Source organism: Exiguobacterium sp. BRG2, assembly GCF_031844245.1.
Taxonomy (GTDB): domain Bacteria; phylum Bacillota; class Bacilli; order Exiguobacteriales; family Exiguobacteriaceae; genus Exiguobacterium_A.
In genome coordinates, this window is sequence record NZ_JAUZUW010000004.1 from 192,060 (window position 1) to 210,932 (window position 18,873).

Annotated in this window: 22 protein-coding genes; all 22 read right to left on the reverse strand. The window is 51.1% G+C overall.

Annotated elements, in window-relative coordinates:
* Nucleotides 1-7: 7 nt before the first annotated feature.
* On the reverse strand, nt 8-859 hold the full coding sequence (gene atpG / locus Q9R23_RS07545; RefSeq protein WP_058704130.1) for an ATP synthase F1 subunit gamma: 852 nt from the start codon (nt 857-859) through the stop codon (nt 8-10).
* A gap of 42 nt (nt 860-901) precedes the next feature.
* Entirely contained in the window at nt 902-2,410 is a 1,509-nt protein-coding gene (gene atpA, locus Q9R23_RS07550; RefSeq protein ID WP_035395863.1) for a F0F1 ATP synthase subunit alpha, read from the reverse strand.
* A 19-nt stretch (nt 2,411-2,429) separates the two neighbouring features.
* A complete protein-coding gene (locus Q9R23_RS07555; protein WP_023469497.1) occupies nt 2,430-2,963 on the reverse strand; it encodes a F0F1 ATP synthase subunit delta in 534 nt (177 codons plus the stop codon).
* Nucleotides 2,963-3,496, reverse strand: a complete 534-nt coding sequence (atpF, locus tag Q9R23_RS07560) for a F0F1 ATP synthase subunit B (protein ID WP_023469498.1) — start codon at nt 3,494-3,496, stop codon at nt 2,963-2,965. The genes Q9R23_RS07555 and atpF overlap by 1 nt, the downstream gene beginning before the upstream one ends.
* A 127-nt stretch (nt 3,497-3,623) precedes the next feature.
* On the reverse strand, nt 3,624-3,836 hold the full coding sequence (gene atpE / locus Q9R23_RS07565; protein ID WP_023469499.1) for a F0F1 ATP synthase subunit C: 213 nt from the start codon (nt 3,834-3,836) through the stop codon (nt 3,624-3,626).
* Between the two features lie 75 nt (nt 3,837-3,911).
* Entirely contained in the window at nt 3,912-4,655 is a 744-nt protein-coding gene (gene atpB / locus Q9R23_RS07570; protein WP_290756405.1) for a F0F1 ATP synthase subunit A, read from the reverse strand.
* A gap of 8 nt (nt 4,656-4,663) precedes the next feature.
* On the reverse strand, nt 4,664-5,092 hold the full coding sequence (locus Q9R23_RS07575) for an ATP synthase subunit I (RefSeq protein WP_311246752.1): 429 nt from the start codon (nt 5,090-5,092) through the stop codon (nt 4,664-4,666).
* Nucleotides 5,047-5,265 carry an AtpZ/AtpI family protein gene (locus Q9R23_RS07580; protein ID WP_023469502.1) on the reverse strand — a complete coding sequence of 73 codons (219 nt, stop codon included), beginning with the start codon at nt 5,263-5,265 and terminating at the stop codon, nt 5,047-5,049. Before Q9R23_RS07580 ends, Q9R23_RS07575 begins: the two co-directional genes overlap by 46 nt.
* 764 nt (nt 5,266-6,029) lie before the next feature.
* Nucleotides 6,030-7,163 carry a non-hydrolyzing UDP-N-acetylglucosamine 2-epimerase gene (gene wecB / locus Q9R23_RS07585; RefSeq protein ID WP_214852105.1) on the reverse strand — a complete coding sequence of 378 codons (1,134 nt, stop codon included), beginning with the start codon at nt 7,161-7,163 and terminating at the stop codon, nt 6,030-6,032.
* 126 nt (nt 7,164-7,289) lie between these two features.
* Complete coding sequence (upp, locus tag Q9R23_RS07590) at nt 7,290-7,919, reverse strand: uracil phosphoribosyltransferase (RefSeq protein ID WP_023469504.1); 630 nt, start codon at nt 7,917-7,919, stop codon at nt 7,290-7,292.
* Nucleotides 7,920-7,991: 72 nt separating this feature from the next.
* Nucleotides 7,992-8,948 carry a hypothetical protein gene (locus tag Q9R23_RS07595; protein WP_311246753.1) on the reverse strand — a complete coding sequence of 319 codons (957 nt, stop codon included), beginning with the start codon at nt 8,946-8,948 and terminating at the stop codon, nt 7,992-7,994.
* Between the two features lie 153 nt (nt 8,949-9,101).
* Complete coding sequence (locus Q9R23_RS07600; RefSeq protein WP_311246754.1) at nt 9,102-9,770, reverse strand: ABC transporter ATP-binding protein; 669 nt, start codon at nt 9,768-9,770, stop codon at nt 9,102-9,104.
* A complete protein-coding gene (locus tag Q9R23_RS07605; protein WP_311246755.1) occupies nt 9,767-10,795 on the reverse strand; it encodes an ABC transporter permease in 1,029 nt (342 codons plus the stop codon). The genes Q9R23_RS07600 and Q9R23_RS07605 overlap by 4 nt, the downstream gene beginning before the upstream one ends.
* Nucleotides 10,796-10,870: 75 nt before the next feature.
* Nucleotides 10,871-12,226: a sensor histidine kinase gene (locus tag Q9R23_RS07610; RefSeq protein ID WP_311246756.1), complete on the reverse strand. Its 1,356-nt coding sequence runs from the start codon at nt 12,224-12,226 to the stop codon at nt 10,871-10,873.
* Nucleotides 12,223-12,891, reverse strand: coding sequence for a response regulator transcription factor (locus tag Q9R23_RS07615; RefSeq protein ID WP_311246757.1), 669 nt, complete (start codon nt 12,889-12,891; stop codon nt 12,223-12,225). The genes Q9R23_RS07610 and Q9R23_RS07615 overlap by 4 nt, the downstream gene beginning before the upstream one ends.
* 74 nt (nt 12,892-12,965) lie before the next feature.
* Nucleotides 12,966-14,225 carry a serine hydroxymethyltransferase gene (gene glyA / locus Q9R23_RS07620; RefSeq protein WP_311246758.1) on the reverse strand — a complete coding sequence of 420 codons (1,260 nt, stop codon included), beginning with the start codon at nt 14,223-14,225 and terminating at the stop codon, nt 12,966-12,968.
* 111 nt (nt 14,226-14,336) lie between these two features.
* Nucleotides 14,337-14,876, reverse strand: a complete 540-nt coding sequence (locus Q9R23_RS07625) for a TIGR01440 family protein (RefSeq protein WP_035410650.1) — start codon at nt 14,874-14,876, stop codon at nt 14,337-14,339.
* Nucleotides 14,876-15,316 carry a ribose 5-phosphate isomerase B gene (gene rpiB, locus Q9R23_RS07630; RefSeq protein ID WP_214728375.1) on the reverse strand — a complete coding sequence of 147 codons (441 nt, stop codon included), beginning with the start codon at nt 15,314-15,316 and terminating at the stop codon, nt 14,876-14,878. Before rpiB ends, Q9R23_RS07625 begins: the two co-directional genes overlap by 1 nt.
* Before the next feature lie 5 nt (nt 15,317-15,321).
* Nucleotides 15,322-15,837 carry a low molecular weight protein arginine phosphatase gene (locus tag Q9R23_RS07635; protein ID WP_311246759.1) on the reverse strand — a complete coding sequence of 172 codons (516 nt, stop codon included), beginning with the start codon at nt 15,835-15,837 and terminating at the stop codon, nt 15,322-15,324.
* Between the two features lie 17 nt (nt 15,838-15,854).
* A complete protein-coding gene (locus Q9R23_RS07640) occupies nt 15,855-16,853 on the reverse strand; it encodes an L-threonylcarbamoyladenylate synthase (protein WP_035410658.1) in 999 nt (332 codons plus the stop codon).
* A complete protein-coding gene (gene prmC, locus Q9R23_RS07645; RefSeq protein WP_311246760.1) occupies nt 16,850-17,698 on the reverse strand; it encodes a peptide chain release factor N(5)-glutamine methyltransferase in 849 nt (282 codons plus the stop codon). Before prmC ends, Q9R23_RS07640 begins: the two co-directional genes overlap by 4 nt.
* Nucleotides 17,698-18,756 (reverse strand): peptide chain release factor 1, encoded by a 1,059-nt coding sequence (gene prfA / locus Q9R23_RS07650; RefSeq protein ID WP_056064179.1) that lies wholly within the window; start codon nt 18,754-18,756, stop codon nt 17,698-17,700. Before prfA ends, prmC begins: the two co-directional genes overlap by 1 nt.
* Nucleotides 18,757-18,873: the final 117 nt, after the last annotated feature.

Here is an 18,873-nt window from a genome sequence, read left to right on the forward strand (position 1 = left end):
GTCGGGATTACTGCTGCGCAGCAGCCCCACTGACGATCTCTGTGATTTCTTGCGTGATCGCAGCTTGTCGAGCTCGGTTGTAGACGAGAGTCAATCGACCGATCAAGTCATCTGCGTTATCTGTCGCACTTTGCATTGCTGTCATACGTGACGCATGTTCTGCTACTTTCGCGTCAAGAAGCGCACCGAAGATCAAGCTCTCCGCATAACGCGGGAGGAGTTCTGCAAGGATTTGTTCCTCGCTTGGCTCGTACTCATAAGTCGTCGAAGACGAAGCTTCGATTTCTCCGAGTGGGAGAAGGGTTTCGACTTTCACTTCCTGGCTGATGACAGATAAGAAGTGGTTGTAGCACAGCTTGAGCTCGTCGATTTCGCCGATCGTGAACGCACTCACTGTGCGCTTCACGATCTCAGCGACGTCGACATACGAAGGAGAATCGTTCAAGCCTGTGATCGCATCCGTGACCGTGATTCCGCGTGAACGGAAGAACTGGACACCGACTTTACCGACCACGAAGAGAACGTAACTGTCCGTAGTATGCTTTTCTTTGATTTCCCGGTAGACTTCACGCAGCACGTTGGCGTTATATGCACCAGCTAAGCCGCGATCCGATGTGATGACGATATATCCTGTCTTTTTGACGGGACGTTTCTCGAGCATCGGATGGCTCGCACCTGTCGTGCCATTCGCAATGGTTCCGAGTACCTCTTGCATTTTCAGCATGTAAGGTTGGAACTTCGCGCTATGTGCTTGAGCGCGGTTCAGTTTCGACGCCGAAACCATGTTCATCGCTTTCGTGATCTGTTTCGTACTTTTCGTCGAGTTGATCCGCGTTTGTATCTCGCGCAACGATGCCATTTCGATTCACCACCTTGTTAGTTTCAAGAGCGTTCCGCCGGATTAGACCGTCGCTTGGAACGTTTTCTTAAATTCTGAGATTGCTGCTACGAGCTCTTCGTCTGCTGGAAGGTTACCTGTCTTACGGATCTCATCGCAAAGTTGTTTGCGGTTTTGATCGAGCCAGAGGTTGAGTTCCTTTTCAAAACGACGAATATCCGTTACAGCAACATCATCAAGGTGACCACGAGTCAAGGCATAGATGATGATGACTTGCTTATCGACAGTAAGTGGTTGGTTCAAGTCCTGTTTCAAGACTTCAACTGTCCGCTCACCACGGTTAAGCTTCGATTGAGTCGCTTTATCAAGGTCAGATCCGAACTGAGCGAATGCTTCAAGCTCACGGTAAGATGCGAGGTCAAGACGGAGCGTACCCGCTACCTTCTTCATCGCTTTTACTTGAGCCGAACCACCTACACGCGATACCGAGAGACCCGGGTTGATCGCGGGACGGACACCTGAGAAGAAGAGATCCGATTGAAGGAAAATTTGACCATCCGTGATCGAGATAACGTTCGTCGGGATATAAGCTGAGATATCCGACGCTTGCGTCTCGATGAACGGAAGGGCAGTCAAGCTACCTGCGCCAAGCTCGTCGTTCAACTTCGCCGCACGCTCAAGAAGGCGTGAGTGGAGGTAGAAGACATCCCCTGGGTAAGCTTCGCGGCCTGGTGGGCGTTTCAAGAGAAGTGAAAGCTCACGGTAAGCAGCTGCTTGTTTTGAAAGATCATCATAGATGACAAGAACGTGTTTGCCTTGGTCCATGAAGTGTTCACCCATCGCGACACCTGCGAATGGTGCGAGGTAAAGAAGTGGAGCCGGCTGTGAAGCCGCTGCCGAAACGACGATCGTGTAATCGAGGGCACCGTTTTTACGGAGCGTCTCGACGACGCCACGGACTGTTGATTCTTTTTGTCCGATTGCGACGTAGATACAGATCATGTTTTCTTCTTTTTGATTGATGATCGTATCGATCGCGATCGACGTCTTACCCGTCTGACGGTCACCGATGATCAACTCACGCTGTCCACGACCGATTGGAACGAGGGCATCGATCGCCTTGATTCCTGTCTGAAGTGGTTCGTGTACCGATTTACGCGCCATGACGCCAGACGCCTTACGCTCGATCGGGTTGTAGTGTTCTGTTTCGATTGGACCAAGACCATCGATTGGCATACCGAGTGGGTTGACGACACGTCCGAGGAGTGCGTCTCCAGTTGGTACTTCCATGATGCGGCCCGTACGGCGAACAGAGTCGCCTTCTTTGATTTCAAGGTAGTCACCGAGGATGATGATACCGACGTTGCCTTCTTCTAAGTTTTGCGCCAAGCCCATTGTGCCGTTAGCGAATTCTACGAGCTCTCCCGACATGACGTTGTCGAGTCCGTGTGCACGAGCGATACCATCACCGATTTGGATGACCGTACCTGTCTCGTTCACTTCCATCGTAGAACCGTACTGCGCGATACGCGCTTTAAGCAGGGCGCTGATTTCTTCAGCTCTAATGCTCATGCGTTTCACCCCTATTTTCTTACGCTTTTAACAGCTCACGCTCAAGGCGCGTTAGTTTAGTTTCGATCGTACCGTCATATGTCGTGTAACCGATTTGAACGCGAAGTCCTCCGATGACACTCGTGTCGACGACGTTCTCGACTTCAAGCGTTTTACCTGATTTTTGGCCAAACGTCTCTTTCACTTTCGTGAGTTCCTCGTCTGACAATTTGTATGCACTCGTGACGATTGCCGTCGCGACATTGCGGTGTTCATTCAACAATGCAATGAAGTGTTCCGGTAACGTGACGATTTCTGCCGCCCGGTCGTTTTCGACCATGACGAGCAACGTGTTCAAGACGATCGAGTTGAAGCCAGTGAAGCTTGTTTGAAGAACTTGCTTGAGCTCTTCAGCAGAAATCGATGGGTTATCTAAAACCGAAGCGAGCTCTGGTGTTGCGTGGAGCACTTCGCCGAGCGTCCGCACATCAGCTTCTGCTTGCTCGAGCACATGGTGCTCAAGCGCAAGATCGAAGAGCGCTTTTGCGTAGCGTCCCGCTACGTGATCACGCATTAGTTCGTGCCCTTAGTATCAGCAAGGAATTGATCGACGAGTGCTTTTTGAGCGGCTTCGTCCGTCGCAAGCTGTGTTTTCATGACGTGGCGTGCTGCAGCGATTGCTTGAAGAGCGACATCGTTCTTCAAAGCAGCTTGTGCTTCAGCGCGTTCACGTTCGATCGCACGGCGAGCTTCTTCCTTACTCATTTCGGATTCAAGACGTGCCTGCTCCATCGCACGTGCTTGCTCTGCTTCTGCCTGACGGCGTGATGCTTCTAAAAGATCGCGTGCTTCCGTACGCGCCTTGTTTAATTCTTCGCGTTGTTGTTCTACGTAGACTTCAGCGTCTTTACGGCTCTTTTCAGCCGAGTTGATCTCGCTAGCCACATGCTCTTCCCGCGCTTTCATCATGTTGACGAGCGGGCCCCATGCGAATTTCTTCAAGAGGATGAGGAGCAAGAGGAAAACGACGATCGTGACGATCATGTTGGCTAATAAGAGTTGGTTGCCTTCGCCACCAGCCTCTGCCGCAAGATACGTTAGATTCATTCGATTACACTCCCCTCGTGGTTGGTTCAACTTCAATATCTACATAAGGGAGCCTAAGCTCCCGTGACGGTTCACTCAAACGTTGAACGAATAGCGCCCTATGTAGTCCGTTCTCGTTAATCGTGGATTAAGAGTTGAGAAGAAGGAAACCGACCGCTACACCGATGATTGGAAGTGCCTCGACGAGACCGATACCGATGAACATTGTTTGACGAAGTTCGTTTTTGAGTTCTGGCTGACGTGCTTGACCTAATACTGTACCGTTTACGATAAGACCGTTACCGATACCTGCGCCGAGTGCGCCGAGTCCGATGATGATCGCTGTTGCAATAAGATTCATGATAAATTGCCTCCCTAGAGTATGTTCATTGATTTGTCGTGCTGTTATCGGAAAAGCGGATGCTTTACCTTCGAATTAATGGTCGTGCGCTGCCTTATGTCCGATGTAAACCATCGTCAGGATAAGGAAGATGTACGCTTGGATACCACCGATGAAGAGTGAGAATCCTTGCCAGATCAACATCGGGATACCCGAGATGATCGCGCCGACTGGTCCGAGGAATTGGAAATCGTTCGTACCAGAGACGATACCGATCGAAAGAATGATTCCGATCATGATCTCACCAGCGAAGATGTTTCCGTAAAGACGAAGACCGAGCGTCAACGTGTTTGCAAACTCCTCGATGATGGTAATGATAAACATCGGCGTCATGAATGTTTTCGCATAAGCGCCGAAGCCGCGCATCTTCACACCGTAGTAATGGCTCATGACCACTACGAGAGATGAAAGTGCCAGTGTCACGTAAGGATCTGCAGTTGGTGAGTTGAACCAAATGTAGTGTCCCGTCACGACGTTGAATGGGAGACCCATGATGTTGGATACAAGGATGAACAGGAATAATGTCATTCCGAACGTAAGGAAGCGACCCCCTGTTTTCCAGTCCATCGTGCTGCTGATGATACCGCGAACGAATTCGAGGAACATCTCCATCACGTTTTGAGCACCGGTTGGCTTCATCACAAGACGTCGCGTACCGGCCACGGCAATCAAGAAGACGAGAGCAGCAGCAATCAATACTGTGATCAAGTTCGTCCAGCTACCGTACAGAACGAAGTCACCCCAGAGTGGGATTTCGTAAAGTGGCATTTCGTGGTTCATTTGACTATTCACCTCTTTTCCCGCTTGAGTTCGTGAGTCAAGAACTCACAAAATTGTATGACGTGGCCGGCGAGAAGGCCTATTACCACCGCAGTTAATGACAATTCAGTTTGATATTTCAAACCGATCATCACACAAAGTACCGCGACCGCCATGCGTGAAACGGTCCCACGAGACATCGGCTTACGCCCCGTCTCGATTACACGATACATCCGATCGACGCTGAGTCGTTGAAGCGTCAAGATCAGAAAGCTGCCAGTTCCACCAAGCGCCAGTCCATAGATGACCGGTTCACTCGGGCGTCCGATGAGCAGCAGGACAGCAAGGATCCCGTAAAAGAGTCCAAACCATCGTAAGTACGCACGATACAACGCATCTTGAAGGATGATGTTCATGTCTTCTCCCCTAACAAGTGCCTGATCATGGCGATCATGCAAAGAATGCCGATGAAAATCCCGATGAACACGGCGAACGTCGCACCCATTTTTTCCCACCATTGTTGTTGTTCCCCATAGTTCCCAACCAAAAAGCCAATGACGATCGGTGCAGCCAGTGCCGTCGAAATTTGCGAGGCCATGACCATACTCTTCGCGAGCCCACTTTGGCGCACTAGAGACGACCCCCTTTTTTCCCAATTGTGAGTTCTTTTTCTTTCCCACAATTTGCGGATTTTCATACTAGTCAAGAATACAATGAAGCAGCTTTCATAGTCAAATGAATTCACAATAAAAACAGAGCCGAAAAACCTATACATATCAACGATTGATAAGGTTTTCACAGATGTCTTACATGCAAGTCATTTCACGAAGATGTGAAGAAAATATGTAGTGCTATCAACGGTTAAAGAGATTGTTCATATGGTGAACAAAACCGTTGAACAGTAACGTTATATCGTGCCCGTTAAACCGAAACAAGACCTCTAAAATTGATTTGTGTCGATTTTGTGAAAAAACATTTTTTGTTCACAATTGAAAACGCTTCCTAATCAGGACATAAAAACAGCTCTGACATCTGTTTGTAACAATACATTTCAGCGATTTCCATTTTTTAATCGTGCGCTAAGTCACAGCTTGAATCGTCATCGTTTCCTTTCCAGTTTCAAGGTCATCTGGTTTTACATTTTCTAAACAAATGGGCTGAATTTAGCGGAAATGACAAAAATAATATAGCTCCTTCATGTAGGAAGCTACATATACTAGTATTTTATCTCGCTTTGAATTCTCCACGCTTCCTTCACCCGCTTTCCTCAGGCGAGACACAAGCCAGGATTCACGTTCCTTCCGGTCCGTGAATTCGGGTCTTGTTCGTCTCTGACAGCGCGACTTGTCGCGCTTTTTCCTGTAGGAGTCGGGTGATGACGCGTGCTGTCCTACTTCATTGTGTGAGTAACGGTGCCGGTGCTTCTCCTTGACCGAAGTGATGCAGAATCGCTTGGACGATGCGTTCTGAGGCGTGACCGTCTCCATACGGGTTTGAAGCATGCGCCATCTCCTGATAAAGTGTTTTGTTCGTCAAGAGTTCTGTTGCCATCTGATAGATCGTCTCTTCTTCCGTTCCGGCAAGCTTCAACGTTCCGGCAGTAATCCCTTCCGGACGTTCCGTCGTATCGCGTAAGACAAGAACAGGAACACCGAGTGATGGTGCTTCTTCTTGTACGCCACCCGAGTCAGTTAAGATCAAATGGGCACGGCTCGCGAAGTTATGGAAATCGAAGACGTCGAGTGGAGCGATCAACGAAATCCGATCATGCCCTTCAAAAACCTTCTTCGCCGCTTCTTGAACGACTGGATTGAGGTGGACCGGATAGACGACGTGCGTCTCCGGGAACGCATCGACGAGGCGACGAATCGCCCGGAACATTTGGTGCATCTTCTCGCCTTGGTTCTCACGACGGTGCGCTGTCATCAAGATCAACTTCCGGTCCCCGACCGTCTCGAGCATCGGATGGACGTAATCCGATTGGACGGTCGTTTGCAGAGCATCGATCGCCGTGTTTCCTGTGATGTAGACACCGGCGTGACGATTTTCGGATGCGAGATTCGCTGCCGCTTGCGCTGTCGGAGCGAAATGTAAGTCCGCGAGCGTCGACGTCAACTGACGATTGACCTCTTCCGGGAACGGAGAGTACTTATTATAGGTCCGCAATCCCGCCTCGACGTGACCGACCGCGATCTGATTGTAATAAGCAGCAAGGCTTCCGACGAACGTCGTCGTCGTATCCCCATGGACGAGGACGAGATCCGGTTTGATGTCCTTCATGATGGCATCAAGTCCTTCAAGACCCCGCGTCGTGATGTCGATGAGTGTTTGACGTTGTTTCATGATATTTAAATCATGATCCGGTTCGATCTCAAACAGATCGAGCACTTGATCGAGCATCTCGCGGTGTTGGGCAGTGATCGTAACATGAACATCAAAAGCAGGGTGTTGCTTCAGGGCGTTGACGAGCGGTGCCATCTTGATAGCTTCCGGTCGTGTCCCGAAAATCGGCATGACTGTAATCGGCATGGTGACTTCCTCCTTTTTTCCTTTTTTCATTAAAGCATATTTCAGCAATCTTGCGCAGTTTACGAAATAGCAACGAAAAGACCGCAGATCATCGTCTGCGGTCTTTTCGTATATCTTGCTGTCTTTTTACTTCGTTCCGAAGAGACGGTCTCCTGCATCACCGAGCCCTGGGACGATGTATCCGTGGTCGTTCAACTTCTCGTCGAGTGCCGCGAGATAGATGTCGACGTCTGGGTGTTCTTCTTGAACGCGTTTAACGCCTTCAGGTGCTGCACAGAGACATGCGAGCTTGATGCTCTTCGCCCCTTGTTTCTTTAAGGAGGAGATGGCGTCTGCCGCTGAACCACCTGTCGCAAGCATCGGGTCAACGACGACGAAATCACGTTCTGCGACGTCTGTTGGGAGCTTGAGGTAGTATTCCGTTGGCTCGAGTGTCTCCGGATCACGGTACAAACCGATGTGACCGACTTTGACGTTCGGCATCATGCGGAGCATGCCGTCGACCATACCGAGACCGGCGCGGAGAATCGGGACGATCCCGAGTTTCTTGCCTTCGATCATCTTCTGCGTCGTCTTCGTGACCGGTGTCTCGATCGCGACATCTGTGAGTGGAAGGTCACGTGTGATTTCATATGCCATCAATGAAGCCACCTCGTCGACAAGTTCCCGGAATTGTTTCGTTCCTGTTTCGACTTTACGCATGATCGTCATCTTGTGCTGAATCAATGGGTGATCAAATACATGTACTTTACTCATTGTTTGCATCTCCTCTCCATTCTCTTTTCGCATTGTACTCTATAAGCGTACTGCTTGGGAACTGTTTTTTCGTCAGTTCCCGAGCGTACTCTTACCCGATAGAATCGCTTTTGCCGCATAAGACCATTCATTTTCCGGTTGTTTCGCGAGTTCTTGTAAGGTCGCTCGGTAGTCGCCTTTTTTATATTTTTGTTCATAAACGGCTTGCATCCAGAGGACATCACTTATGTAACCGGACTTCGGAAAATCTTCCCGATAGGCGATGTAATCTGCTTGTGTCGTGTTCTTCAACTTTCCGGCCGCAATCAACTTATAAAAGCGTGCCATGCCTGCTGTCTCTTTGTTCGTCAAGACGGATCCGTTCAAGACACTGTCTGCTCGTTTGTAGTCCTTCGCCTGAACGGCAGCGACCCCTTGCTCGAGCGCTTCTTTCGCAGACACTTTCGGCTCCTGTGTTTCCGTTTTTGTTTCCTTCTTCTCTGGCTTGATCGCTTTCGCCCTCTCTTGCTCCCTTGCCAATTGTTCGTTTTTTTCTTTTAACTGTTCGACTTCTGTTTGTAGCGCTGCGAGTTGTTGCTCGACCTCTGTCTGTTTCGTTGTGACTGGTGTTGCGGGTTCGCTATCCAACTGTGTCCAGATTAGACCGAGACAAACGACAGCTACAGCTCCACCGAGCCACCACGGGTTTAGTTTTCCGAGTCGCTTCCAGTTTTTCAGTTGTGGATGATTCTGAACGGTCATAGGAAACGATGCCAATCGTTTCTGGGCAAGACGTTTCCCGCCTGCTTTTCCTGCGATCGCTAGGCGGTAACGATAAACCTCTGCCGGCATCGGCAATGTCTTCCACTGCTCGAAACGAGCATCCGCTTGCTCATAAAATCCTGCCTGTTGCATGATGACGATTGCTTTGAAATCTTCGAGCATCCGTTGATATTCCCGGCGTTCGTGGCTTTTATGTGTAAACCATTCCGTTAGTCGTTCGGTCTGAATGGCTTGTAATTCGCTTTGAATCAAGGTTGTTAAATTCACATTTATTTCCACCCTTATCTTTTTTTACTACGGTTAAGTATAACAAAGATAACGCTTCCGCAAATGGTCCGTTTCCCCTATCTTCGTGATGAATCAACAAAAAACCCTTTTGTTTCACATGCACTGAGGCACGAAAACAAAAGAAAAACTCGTTCAACTATGAGAATAGGACCGGGATGCTGTCGCTTCCGTAATCCGTCCGTCTTCGATTCGCCAAATCCGGTCACAGACATCTAGCATCCGTTCGTCATGGGTGATGACGATGACGGTCTTGTTCGCATCATGCGCTTGCTGTTGCAACAACTCCATCACCCGGCGTCCATTTGGGTAATCCAGACTCGCCGTCGGTTCATCCGCGAGTACAAGTCGTGGTTCATTAACGAAAGCCCGGGCAATTGCGACACGTTGACGTTCCCCACCGGATAAGGCGTGCGGCAAATGGTCTTTCCGGTGCTCGAGTCCGAACACGGCGAGAGCCGATGTCACGTCAACGGTTCGCCCCGCTTCTTTTGCAACTAGCTCGAGTTGCTCTCCTGCTGTCAAAAACGGTACGAGATGCGATTCTTGAAAGATGAACCCGACTTCCTCGAGACGCAAACGACGACGTTCTTCGTCCGCTGCTTCACTGACGCACGTATGATCAAAGTAGACGGCACCATTCGTTGGGGTCTGTAACAATCCAAGCAACTGGAGCAGTGTACTTTTCCCACTACCGCTCGGTCCGACGAGAGCAATCAACTCACCCGCTTCTGCTTGTAAGTTAATGTCATGCAGCACCGTCATCTCACCATAACTTTGTTCAATCTGTTCTAATCGAATCATCCGTTCATTCCTCCCATCGCATCTGCCGCCTCGAGTTTCTTGACCATCCGTAGCGGAACAAGCGCACCGAGGATCGCCGTTACGAGTAGAATGCCGCCGTACATCAGACTCGTCGACCATTCAAATCGGAAGGGAAGATCCGGCGGCAGGAAACGACTCGTCAGATAGGTGATGGCGACGCTGACACCAAAGGCAAGACTCGTCAGTATGACGACTTGAACGAGCAGACTCGCTCCCATCGTCCTTGTCCGGATGCCGATGGCCTTTAAGACACCCAGCTGTTTCATCTTCTGCATCGTCAAGATATAGAAGAAGGCTGTCAGAATCAATGCTCCGATGACGACGAGCGCGACCCGCATCATCTGAAAGGAGTTTTGTTCTGCCGCATAACCCGGTACGTTTTGAACAATCTCTTGTTTTGAAAAGACCGAGTGATCCGTTTGCAACGACTGACCGATGTACGCTGATACGTATGACGTGCCCATTTTCGATTGCCACGCTTGCCAGGACTGATCCGTCATCCAGAGAACGGGTGCATGACTATAACGACCGTCCGTCACTGTACCGGCAATCTGGAACGTCTCCTTCGTTCGAAAATCCGTGATCCTATCGCCGACGCGCGTTCCGCGTTGCTCCGCATACGCAGCATCAACAAGTACCTCCCCTTTTTGCAACGATCGTAATTGTTTTGGACCATATTTCGTAGTCTGTGGTAACGCAAAGACCGTCACGTCGTCCTTCGTTTTATTCTTCTTCTCAAGCACCATGTTCTGGACACCGAGTGCTTCCGCGCCCTTTGGTGTCTCATCCGCCTGTAAGAATGAACGGGTCAGCTGCCCTTCTGCATCTTTACTTAGCGCAAACTGTTCGACCGGCAGATTACGGACGGCTGCCCCATTGTCATAAGCTAGTCCATCTGCAAGACCGGTGATCATCAAGATCAATAAGACGATCAACATCGTCACAATCGTCATCCAACTGAATCGCCCTTTCATCCGGACGAGTTCTTTCCATCCTAGTTTCATTGTGTGATCCCTCCTGTATGTTCGCTACAGGATTGATGATACAGCCGCAATATGAACGGAACATGAACGCACGCGTCATACGCGTAAAAAAGTTAATGTCACGGTCAAACCCGATGAAGCGGACGACAAGCTCGCATCCCCACCGAGTTGACGCATCGTCTCTTTGACGATCGCAAGCCCAAGTCCCGTTCCGCGCGACGTCCGAGACGCATCGCCTTGATAAAAGCGTTCGAAGGCATGTTCCATTTGTTCATCCGTCATACCTGGTCCTTCATCCTTGATCCGGACGATGACCTGATTCGCTTGTTCCTCTGCTTGAATCTGGATCGTCGCTCCGTCTTTTGAGACCGAGACAGCGTTTCGGATGACATTTTGGAAGACATGTTCCAACGCACTGACATCCGCTTGTATTTGTATCACCGTCGGAACATCGAGCGCGACAGCGATTCCTTGCTCATCCAGCTGGAAGGCCAGAGTCGCGAGTGTCGTCTCAAGATTCGTCCGCAGATTAAGTGCTTGTCGTTTGAAGCGTCGTCCTTCATCGAGCTTCGCTAAAATCAACAGTTGACGCGTCAGCTCCGACATTCGCTCCGCCTCTTGGCGGATGGCCGTCCGTTTCCTGACGTCTTCTCCCGTCACATCGAGTTGTCCCGCGTAACCAGCAATCGTCGTCAGCGGCGACTGGAATTCATGCGAGACGTTCGCAACGAATCGGCGCCGTTCCGTATCAGACGCTTCGACTGCCGTCGCCATTTCGTCAAACCGCCGCGACAGCTCACCAATTTCATCGCGTGCCTTCGTTCCGACGCGGATTCCGTAGTCACCGTCTGCCATCTGTTCCGTCGCTTTTGTCAGGCGCTGGATCGGACGAACGAGATAGCGGATGGAAAAGACAAGCAAAAGGAAACTGATCACGACAAGCAGTCCAAGGAACAGACCGACGAACAGATGCAACTCACGGATCTGACGACTCAAGTCCGGTCGGACGAAGATCGCGTCCGTGCCTTGCGCCGTCTTGACCGACGTGCCGTACGTATTGATGACTTCGTTATCGAACAGACCGAGCAAGAAGAGATGGAACGGATATTCACGCATTCCGTAGTACGATTGTCCCTTCTTCACTTGCTCGACGACCCGATTCGAGAGCGCTTCATTGCGAAACGGGTTTCCGTAACGCTCGATTCCGTCGTCCGAGCGCACATACAGTTGAAAGCCGGTCGCTTGTAACATCCGGTAAAACGACTCCGTCTTTCCGTCCCCGTGCGTTTCATAATAATCAATCGCTGTCTCGACCGCTTCCTCGACTTTTTGGCTGTAGCTATCCTGCCAAAAGGAATAATAGGCAATATTACTAATCAAGAGCGCCAGTAGTGCCGACACGAGTAAGACAACGCAGACGAGTCCGACGATTTTCGTATAGAGCGATCTCATGCGTCGACCTCCAACCGGTAACCGAGACCGCGGACCGTCTCGATCTTCACCTGATTCGTCTCCTTCAGGCGTCCACGGAGTCGTTTGATGTGGACGTCAATCGTCCGGTCATCCCCCATGAAATCGAGTCCCCAAACGTGTTCGATCAACTCCTCGCGGCTGAAGACCCGTCCCGGGAAACTCGCCAACTGATGCAACAATTCGAATTCACGGCGTGGGAGTGTCCACTCGGTCGACTGAATCGTCACGAGCTGACTGCGTTTATCGATCGTGACATCTCCAAGATGCAAAACAGGTTGCGCCGCTTTTTGATAGCGCCGAGCCACAGCGTGGAGGCGAAATACTAATTCTTCCGGATCAAACGGTTTTGTGATGTAATCATCGGCACCTGCTGCGAAACCGTCCCGTTTATCTGTCAGCTCCCCGAGTGCCGTCAGCATCAAGATCGGGATGTCCCCGTGTTGCCGTAATCGCTCGCATAAGACGAGACCGGTCTGTCCGGGGAGCAGGACATCAAGTACGGCTGCTTCGAACGTCACCTCCTCGATCCAAGCGAGCGCTTCGTTTCCGTCTGCTGTCGCTCGGATGGAATGCCCGTCGGCTTGTAACGTTGACACGACAAGGGCTTGGATATGAGGGTCATCTTCTGCGACTAGAATATACATCGTACTCCTCCTTTGTTAGACAAACAAAAATCCCCTTCCCCTTCTCATAATGAAAAGGACGAAGGGGATGACAGTCATCCGCGCTCTGGGTAGAGTGGGAAACGACCTGTCAACGCAACGACACGCTCACGTGCTTGTGCGAGAACGTCTGCTTCTTCTGGGTGGTTCAAGACGAGTTCGATCAATTCGGCAATTTCTTTCATCTCAGCTTCCTTGAATCCGCGAGATGTCATCGCTGCCGTTCCGATCCGGATACCGCTCGTGACGAACGGGCTCGCTGGGTCGAACGGAATCGTGTTCTTGTTGACCGTAATGCCAGCTTCGTCAAGCGCATGCTCGGCGAGTTTCCCCGTGATCCCGAGTGGTTGCAAGTCAACGAGGAGCAAGTGATTGTCTGTTCCGCCTGAAACGATCCGGAGTCCACGCTTCGTCAATTCCTTACCGAGTACTTTCGCGTTCGTGACGACTTGACCGATGTAGTCCTTGAACTCTGGTGCAAGGGCTTCACCAAATGCAACAGCTTTCGCGGCGATGACGTGCATGAGTGGACCACCTTGGATCCCTGGGAAGATCGCTTTATCGATCGCTTTCGCATGCTCTTCTTTACAGAGGATCATCCCACCACGTGGACCACGCAACGTCTTATGCGTCGTCGTCGTGACGAAGTGTGCATGCTCGACTGGGTTTGGATGTTGACCTGCTGCGACGAGTCCAGCGATGTGTGCCATGTCGACCATCAAGTAAGCACCGACGCTGTCTGCGATTTCACGGAAACGTTTGAAGTCGATGACGCGCGGATACGCCGATGCGCCCGCTACGATCAATTTTGGTTTATGCTCTTCAGCTAATTGTGCGACGACGTCGTAATCAATCATCTCTGTCTCTTGATCGACACCGTATTCCACGAAGTTGTACTGGACACCGGAGAAATTGACGGGGCTACCGTGCGTCAGATGGCCACCGTGCGATAGGTTCATCCCGAGGACCGTATCGCCCTGTTCGAGAATCGTGAAGTAGACCGCCATGTTCGCTTGTGCACCTGAGTGTGGTTGCACGTTCGCATGCTCCGCTCCGAAGATTTCCTTCGCGCGGTCGCGTGCTAAATTCTCAGCGAGATCGACATACTCACAGCCACCATAATAACGACGACCTGGGTAACCTTCTGCGTACTTGTTCGTCAAGACGCTGCCTTGTGCTTCCATGACAGCTTGCGAGACGAAGTTCTCGGATGCGATCAATTCGATGTTATCGCGTTGACGACCTAGTTCCTGGCGCATTGCCGAAAAGAGTGCCTCATCTTGTTGTTTCAGATACGTAAGCGGTGTTTGTTCCATCTGAATTCCCCCATTTCATTTCGATAAACCTATCTTAACACGAATGTTTCCTTCCCGGCATCCCTAAAAACAACATCAAAAAAGCAAGGGGTGCGCAACCCCTTGCATCAATCATTCGTATTTAGCACGTGCTCCACCGATTAATTTTGGTCGTGTCACGGCTGCCGTCACGTGTGCCTCACCAATTTCCTTATGCGGCAAGCGCACTGGAATCGCGACAGCTTTCAAGTGCATGCCGATGAATGTATCACCGATATCGATTCCGGCATCAGCCTGAATCGCTTCGACGACGACAGGTGCCGAGAAGCGCTGGTACGCAGCACTCGCCATCGATCCACCGGCTTCCGGAACGGGAACGACCGTCACCGGATCAAGCCCGAGACGTTCGGCCGTTTGCCGCTCAAGTGTCAGCGCCCGGTTGATATGCTCACAGCCTTGGAAGGCAAGATCGACTTGATGCGATCGACGAAAGGCATCGAAGACATCGAACAAGGCGTCCGCTACTTCCGGTGAACCTGCCTTGCCGATTTGTTTGCCAATCACTTCACTCGTCGAACAGCCGATCACGAGCAATTTTCCTTTTAAGGAAAATCGTTCATCCAGAGCGTTCAGTGTTTCTTCTAAATCGTGCTGGATGCGTGTCACGTCCATTACTTCACCTCATAATCCGAGATTTTGCAAACGCGGTTCTCATGACGTCCACCTTCGAATTCCGTCTCAAGCCAAAGCTGTGCGATCTCACGAGCCAGTCCTGGACCGATGACGCGTTCGCCCATCGTCAAGATGTTCGAATCGTTGTGCTGCCGCGTCGCTTTCGCGCTGAACGTATCATGGACGAGCGCTGCTCGGATGCCCTTGACCTTGTTCGCTGCGATACCGATCCCGATGCCTGTGCCACAAATCAAGATGCCACGGTCAAATTCTCCGTTCGCGACGGCCTCCGCGACCGGAATCGCGACATCCGGATAATCGATCGAGTCGGACGAATGCGTACCGAAGTCCGTATAGTCGATGCCGAGCTCTTGTAAGAGATCGTTGATTTCTGCCTTTAACTTAAAACCGCCATGATCCGCGCCGATTGCTACTTTCATCTTTACTATTCCCCCGTTTGTTTAGGTTGTTTTTTCGGAAGTTTCCGTGTGTCCGGAGCTTTTCTTCCGTTTCCGTTCTGCGTCAATTTTAACACAAGCCGGTTGACGAGGGGTTCGAGTTCATTGCGTACTTGACGATAGACGTTCATCGATCCGCCGTACGGATCGTTGATATCCCGTTCAAGCCCTGTCACATATTCATATAGAGTGAACGTCCGGTCCTTCAGTTCCGGGTAGCGTTCACCGACTTCCTGCTTGTGCTGACGCGTCATCGTCAAGATGATGTCAGACCAGCGTCCGAGTACATCATCGAAGACTTGCGTATAGTGTTCGAGTTCGATGCCGCGTTCGCGTAACACTTGTAGTGCGTTCTCTGACGCATCGAATCCTTGCATCGAACGTAGTCCTGCTGAACGGACGTCAAATTCCTGATCAGCGACTTTCGAGCGTAGTAACGCCATCGCCATCGGGCTACGGCATGTATTTCCTGTACAGATGAATAAAACGCGACGTGTGCTCATCTCCGTATCCTCCTTCTTCAAGGGCGAATGACCCGACCACCTGCTGCTTTATGGAGGCGGTTGCGGACCGCAAGCCCCACCCCTTCTTCTGATAGGTCTCGTACAAAAATCTGATCCACCGTCGTCTGATCAAATCGCCGTAAACAATCGTAAAGACGTTGTGCCGCTGTCTCCATCGAATTACCAAGGGAGCAGCGAACATCTGCGTCGACATCCTCCCCGTCGAACAGGAGAACGCCCGTCTTGTGTCCGGTTTGTCGTGCATCATCGATGAGTTGCTGTAAGAATGAAAGATCTCCCTCGACTACGGACAGTGTTGCTTCCGGCGCATAATGGGTATATTTCATTCCGGGTGCCTTCGGTGTAACATCTTTCATCGATAAGGCAGGATCGAGTGTGACAGGACCGATGATTGCCTCGACTTGTTCGCGTGTCACGCCGCCCGGTCGTAAAATCGCCGGTGGCGTCATCGTACAATCGATGACAGTCGATTCGACCCCGATGCCCGTCTCCCCTCCATCGACGATCGCAGCGATGCGTCCCGAGAGGTCATGTGCGACGTGCGCAGATGACGTCGGTGAAGGTTTTCCGGAACGGTTGGCACTCGGTGCTGCGAGACCCAGCCCTGTCGCTTCAATCAATTGAAGCGCAAGCGGATGGTCTGGCATCCGTAATCCGATCGTATCTAGTCCTGCTGTGACGAGTGTGGATGCGGTGCCGTTCGATTCGAGGATGATCGTCAAGGCTCCTGGCCAAAACGCCTCCATCAAACGTGTTGCAACATCTGGAATGTGCGTGACGAACTGATGTGCCTGTTCTACGGATGCGACATGGACAATCAGTGGATTGTCGGAAGGTCGACCCTTCGCGGCGAAAATTCGCCGAACAGCCGCTTCGTTCGTCGCGTCCCCCGCGAGACCATAAACAGTCTCGGTCGGCATCGCCACGACCTCTCCTTCCTGCAATAACCGAACTGCTTCATCCATCGTCTGTAAGTCAATCATTTCCGTCTTCACGCTGTACAATCCTTTCGTTCCGCATACACGATACGGTCTTTACCGTTTATATCTTTTAAAATACCCGTTTCCGCATTTGGATAACGTTCTTTTAACATCATTTGCACTTCCGGTCCTTGATTGTGTCCAATTTCAAACGCAATCAGTCGGAAATCGTCGCGTAGGACCCGTCCGCTCTCCTCGACGAGTCGTCGGTAAAAGACGAGACCGTCTTTTCCGCCGAACAGGGCGAGATGCGGTTCATGGTCGAATACGACCTCACTGAGTAATTCTTCTTCCTCGATATAAGGCGGGTTCGAGACGAGCACCCGCACGGAATCGTCCGCGAGTGGTGCCAGTAAATCTCCTTCGAGGAACGTCACGTCTCCACCAAGCGTCGCTTGATTTCGCTTCGCGACCGCGATCGCGGCTGGTGAAATATCGACGGTCGTGACCGGTTGCTCGAGTTCGAGCGCGAGTGTGATTCCGATCGCCCCACTACCAGTTCCGATGTCGACGATCTGTCCCGCGGTGAACGACTCACGTTCGAGGCGCTCCGTCACGAAGACGATCAGCTCTTCCGTTTCCGGTCGTGGAATCAAGACATCCGGTGTGACGCTGAAGTCCCGTCCGTAAAACGGCTGATAGCCGATTAAATGTTGCACGGGTACGCCGTGAACATGGGCGAGCAAGTATTCACTGAATCGTAAATCCTGCTCCGGCGTCAATTCATCGGACAAGCGAACGAGAAGTCCTGTCCGGTCGACATCTAAGACGTGTATGAGTAACCATTCGGCACTCGAACCCTCGCGTCCTGCTTGTTCCATCATCGTTTTTGCTTCATTTAGACGTTTTGCGATCCGCATCAGTTTGCCGCCTCCGATGCCCGTGCTTGATACTCCATGACGAGCGTATCGATGACCTCATCCATCTCTCCCTGCAGGATTCGGTCAAGCTTCTGAATCGTCAAACCGATTCGGTGGTCCGTCACTCGGTTTTGCGCGAAATTATATGTCCGGATCCGTTCTGAACGGTCACCTGTACCGACAGCCGACTTCCGTTTTTCATCATACTCCGCCTGCTGCTCGCGTTGAATCTTATCGTAGACACGCGCGCGCAGAACCTTCATCGCTTTTTCCTTGTTCTTGATCTGCGATTTCTCATCCTGACAGCTGGCGACGATTCCGGTCGGCACGTGCGTCACACGGACAGCCGACTGTGTCGTATTGACGGACTGTCCGCCCGGTCCACTCGATGTGAATGTATCAACCCGGACATCCTTATCGTGGATTTCGACTTCAACGTCTTCTGCTTCCGGCAACACGGCGACCGTTGCCGTCGATGTGTGGATCCGTCCGCCGGATTCCGTTGACGGAACGCGTTGGACACGGTGTGCCCCATTCTCATATTTCAGTTTCGAGTAGGCTCCCGTCCCCTTGACGATGAAGATGATCTCTTTGTAGCCACCGAGTTCCGTATAGCTCGCGTCGATGATTTCGATCTTCCAGTTCTGTTTCTCAGCAAACTTCGAGTACATCTTAAAGAGATCACCAGCAAATAAAGCTGCCTCGTCTCCTCCCGCTGCGCCGCGAATCTCGACGATGACGTTCTTGTCGTCATTCGGGTCCTTCGGTAGCAGTAAGGCTTTCAGTTTCGCTTCGAGCTCTTTGATCTCCGGCTCAAGCATCGCGACTTCTTCCTTCGCAAGGTCGCGCATCTCCGGATCCGTCAACATTTGGCGTGCCTCTTGATAGGCTTCCATCTTCTCGCGATAGACGCGATAGGTCTCGACGGTCGGTGCAAGTTGCGACTGCTCTTTTGAGACCTCACGCAATTGATTCGTATCATTAATGATGGCTGGATCAGCCAACATATCATTCAGTTTTTCATAACGGTCCTCTAAGGCACTCAATCGATCCAACATCTCGGGTCATCCTTCCTGCGATTCTTCTGTCGTCAGTATAGCAAATATTGCGATCGATGGCGTCATCGTCTTCTTGAAAAGAGGCATTGACAGACAGGTTTTGAATTCCTATAATTG

Excerpts from the sequence above, each read along its gene's own strand:
- Q9R23_RS07600 (WP_311246754.1), bottom strand. The coding sequence starts at position 9,770 with ATGATTCGATTAGAACAGATTGAACAAAGTTATGGTGAGATGACGGTG.
- prfA (WP_056064179.1), bottom strand. The coding sequence starts at position 18,756 with ATGTTGGATCGATTGAGTGCCTTAGAGGACCGTTATGAAAAACTGAAT.
- atpG (WP_058704130.1), bottom strand. The coding sequence starts at position 859 with ATGGCATCGTTGCGCGAGATACAAACGCGGATCAACTCGACGAAAAGT.
- Q9R23_RS07555 (WP_023469497.1), bottom strand. The coding sequence starts at position 2,963 with ATGCGTGATCACGTAGCGGGACGCTACGCAAAAGCGCTCTTCGATCTT.
- Q9R23_RS07625 (WP_035410650.1), bottom strand. The coding sequence starts at position 14,876 with ATGGACGTGACACGCATCCAGCACGATTTAGAAGAAACACTGAACGCT.
- atpA (WP_035395863.1), bottom strand. The coding sequence starts at position 2,410 with ATGAGCATTAGAGCTGAAGAAATCAGCGCCCTGCTTAAAGCGCGTATC.
- atpE (WP_023469499.1), bottom strand. The coding sequence starts at position 3,836 with ATGAATCTTATTGCAACAGCGATCATCATCGGACTCGGCGCACTCGGC.
- atpB (WP_290756405.1), bottom strand. The coding sequence starts at position 4,655 with ATGAACCACGAAATGCCACTTTACGAAATCCCACTCTGGGGTGACTTC.
- wecB (WP_214852105.1), bottom strand. The coding sequence starts at position 7,163 with ATGCCGATTACAGTCATGCCGATTTTCGGGACACGACCGGAAGCTATC.
- Q9R23_RS07605 (WP_311246755.1), bottom strand. The coding sequence starts at position 10,795 with ATGAAACTAGGATGGAAAGAACTCGTCCGGATGAAAGGGCGATTCAGT.
- atpF (WP_023469498.1), bottom strand. The coding sequence starts at position 3,496 with ATGAATCTAACGTATCTTGCGGCAGAGGCTGGTGGCGAAGGCAACCAA.
- Q9R23_RS07635 (WP_311246759.1), bottom strand. The coding sequence starts at position 15,837 with ATGAGCACACGTCGCGTTTTATTCATCTGTACAGGAAATACATGCCGT.
- Q9R23_RS07615 (WP_311246757.1), bottom strand. The coding sequence starts at position 12,891 with ATGTATATTCTAGTCGCAGAAGATGACCCTCATATCCAAGCCCTTGTC.
- Q9R23_RS07610 (WP_311246756.1), bottom strand. The coding sequence starts at position 12,226 with ATGAGATCGCTCTATACGAAAATCGTCGGACTCGTCTGCGTTGTCTTA.
- upp (WP_023469504.1), bottom strand. The coding sequence starts at position 7,919 with ATGAGTAAAGTACATGTATTTGATCACCCATTGATTCAGCACAAGATG.
- rpiB (WP_214728375.1), bottom strand. The coding sequence starts at position 15,316 with ATGAAAGTAGCAATCGGCGCGGATCATGGCGGTTTTAAGTTAAAGGCA.
- prmC (WP_311246760.1), bottom strand. The coding sequence starts at position 17,698 with ATGCGGATCGCAAAACGTCTAAATGAAGCAAAAACGATGATGGAACAA.
- glyA (WP_311246758.1), bottom strand. The coding sequence starts at position 14,225 with ATGGAACAAACACCGCTTACGTATCTGAAACAACAAGATGAGGCACTC.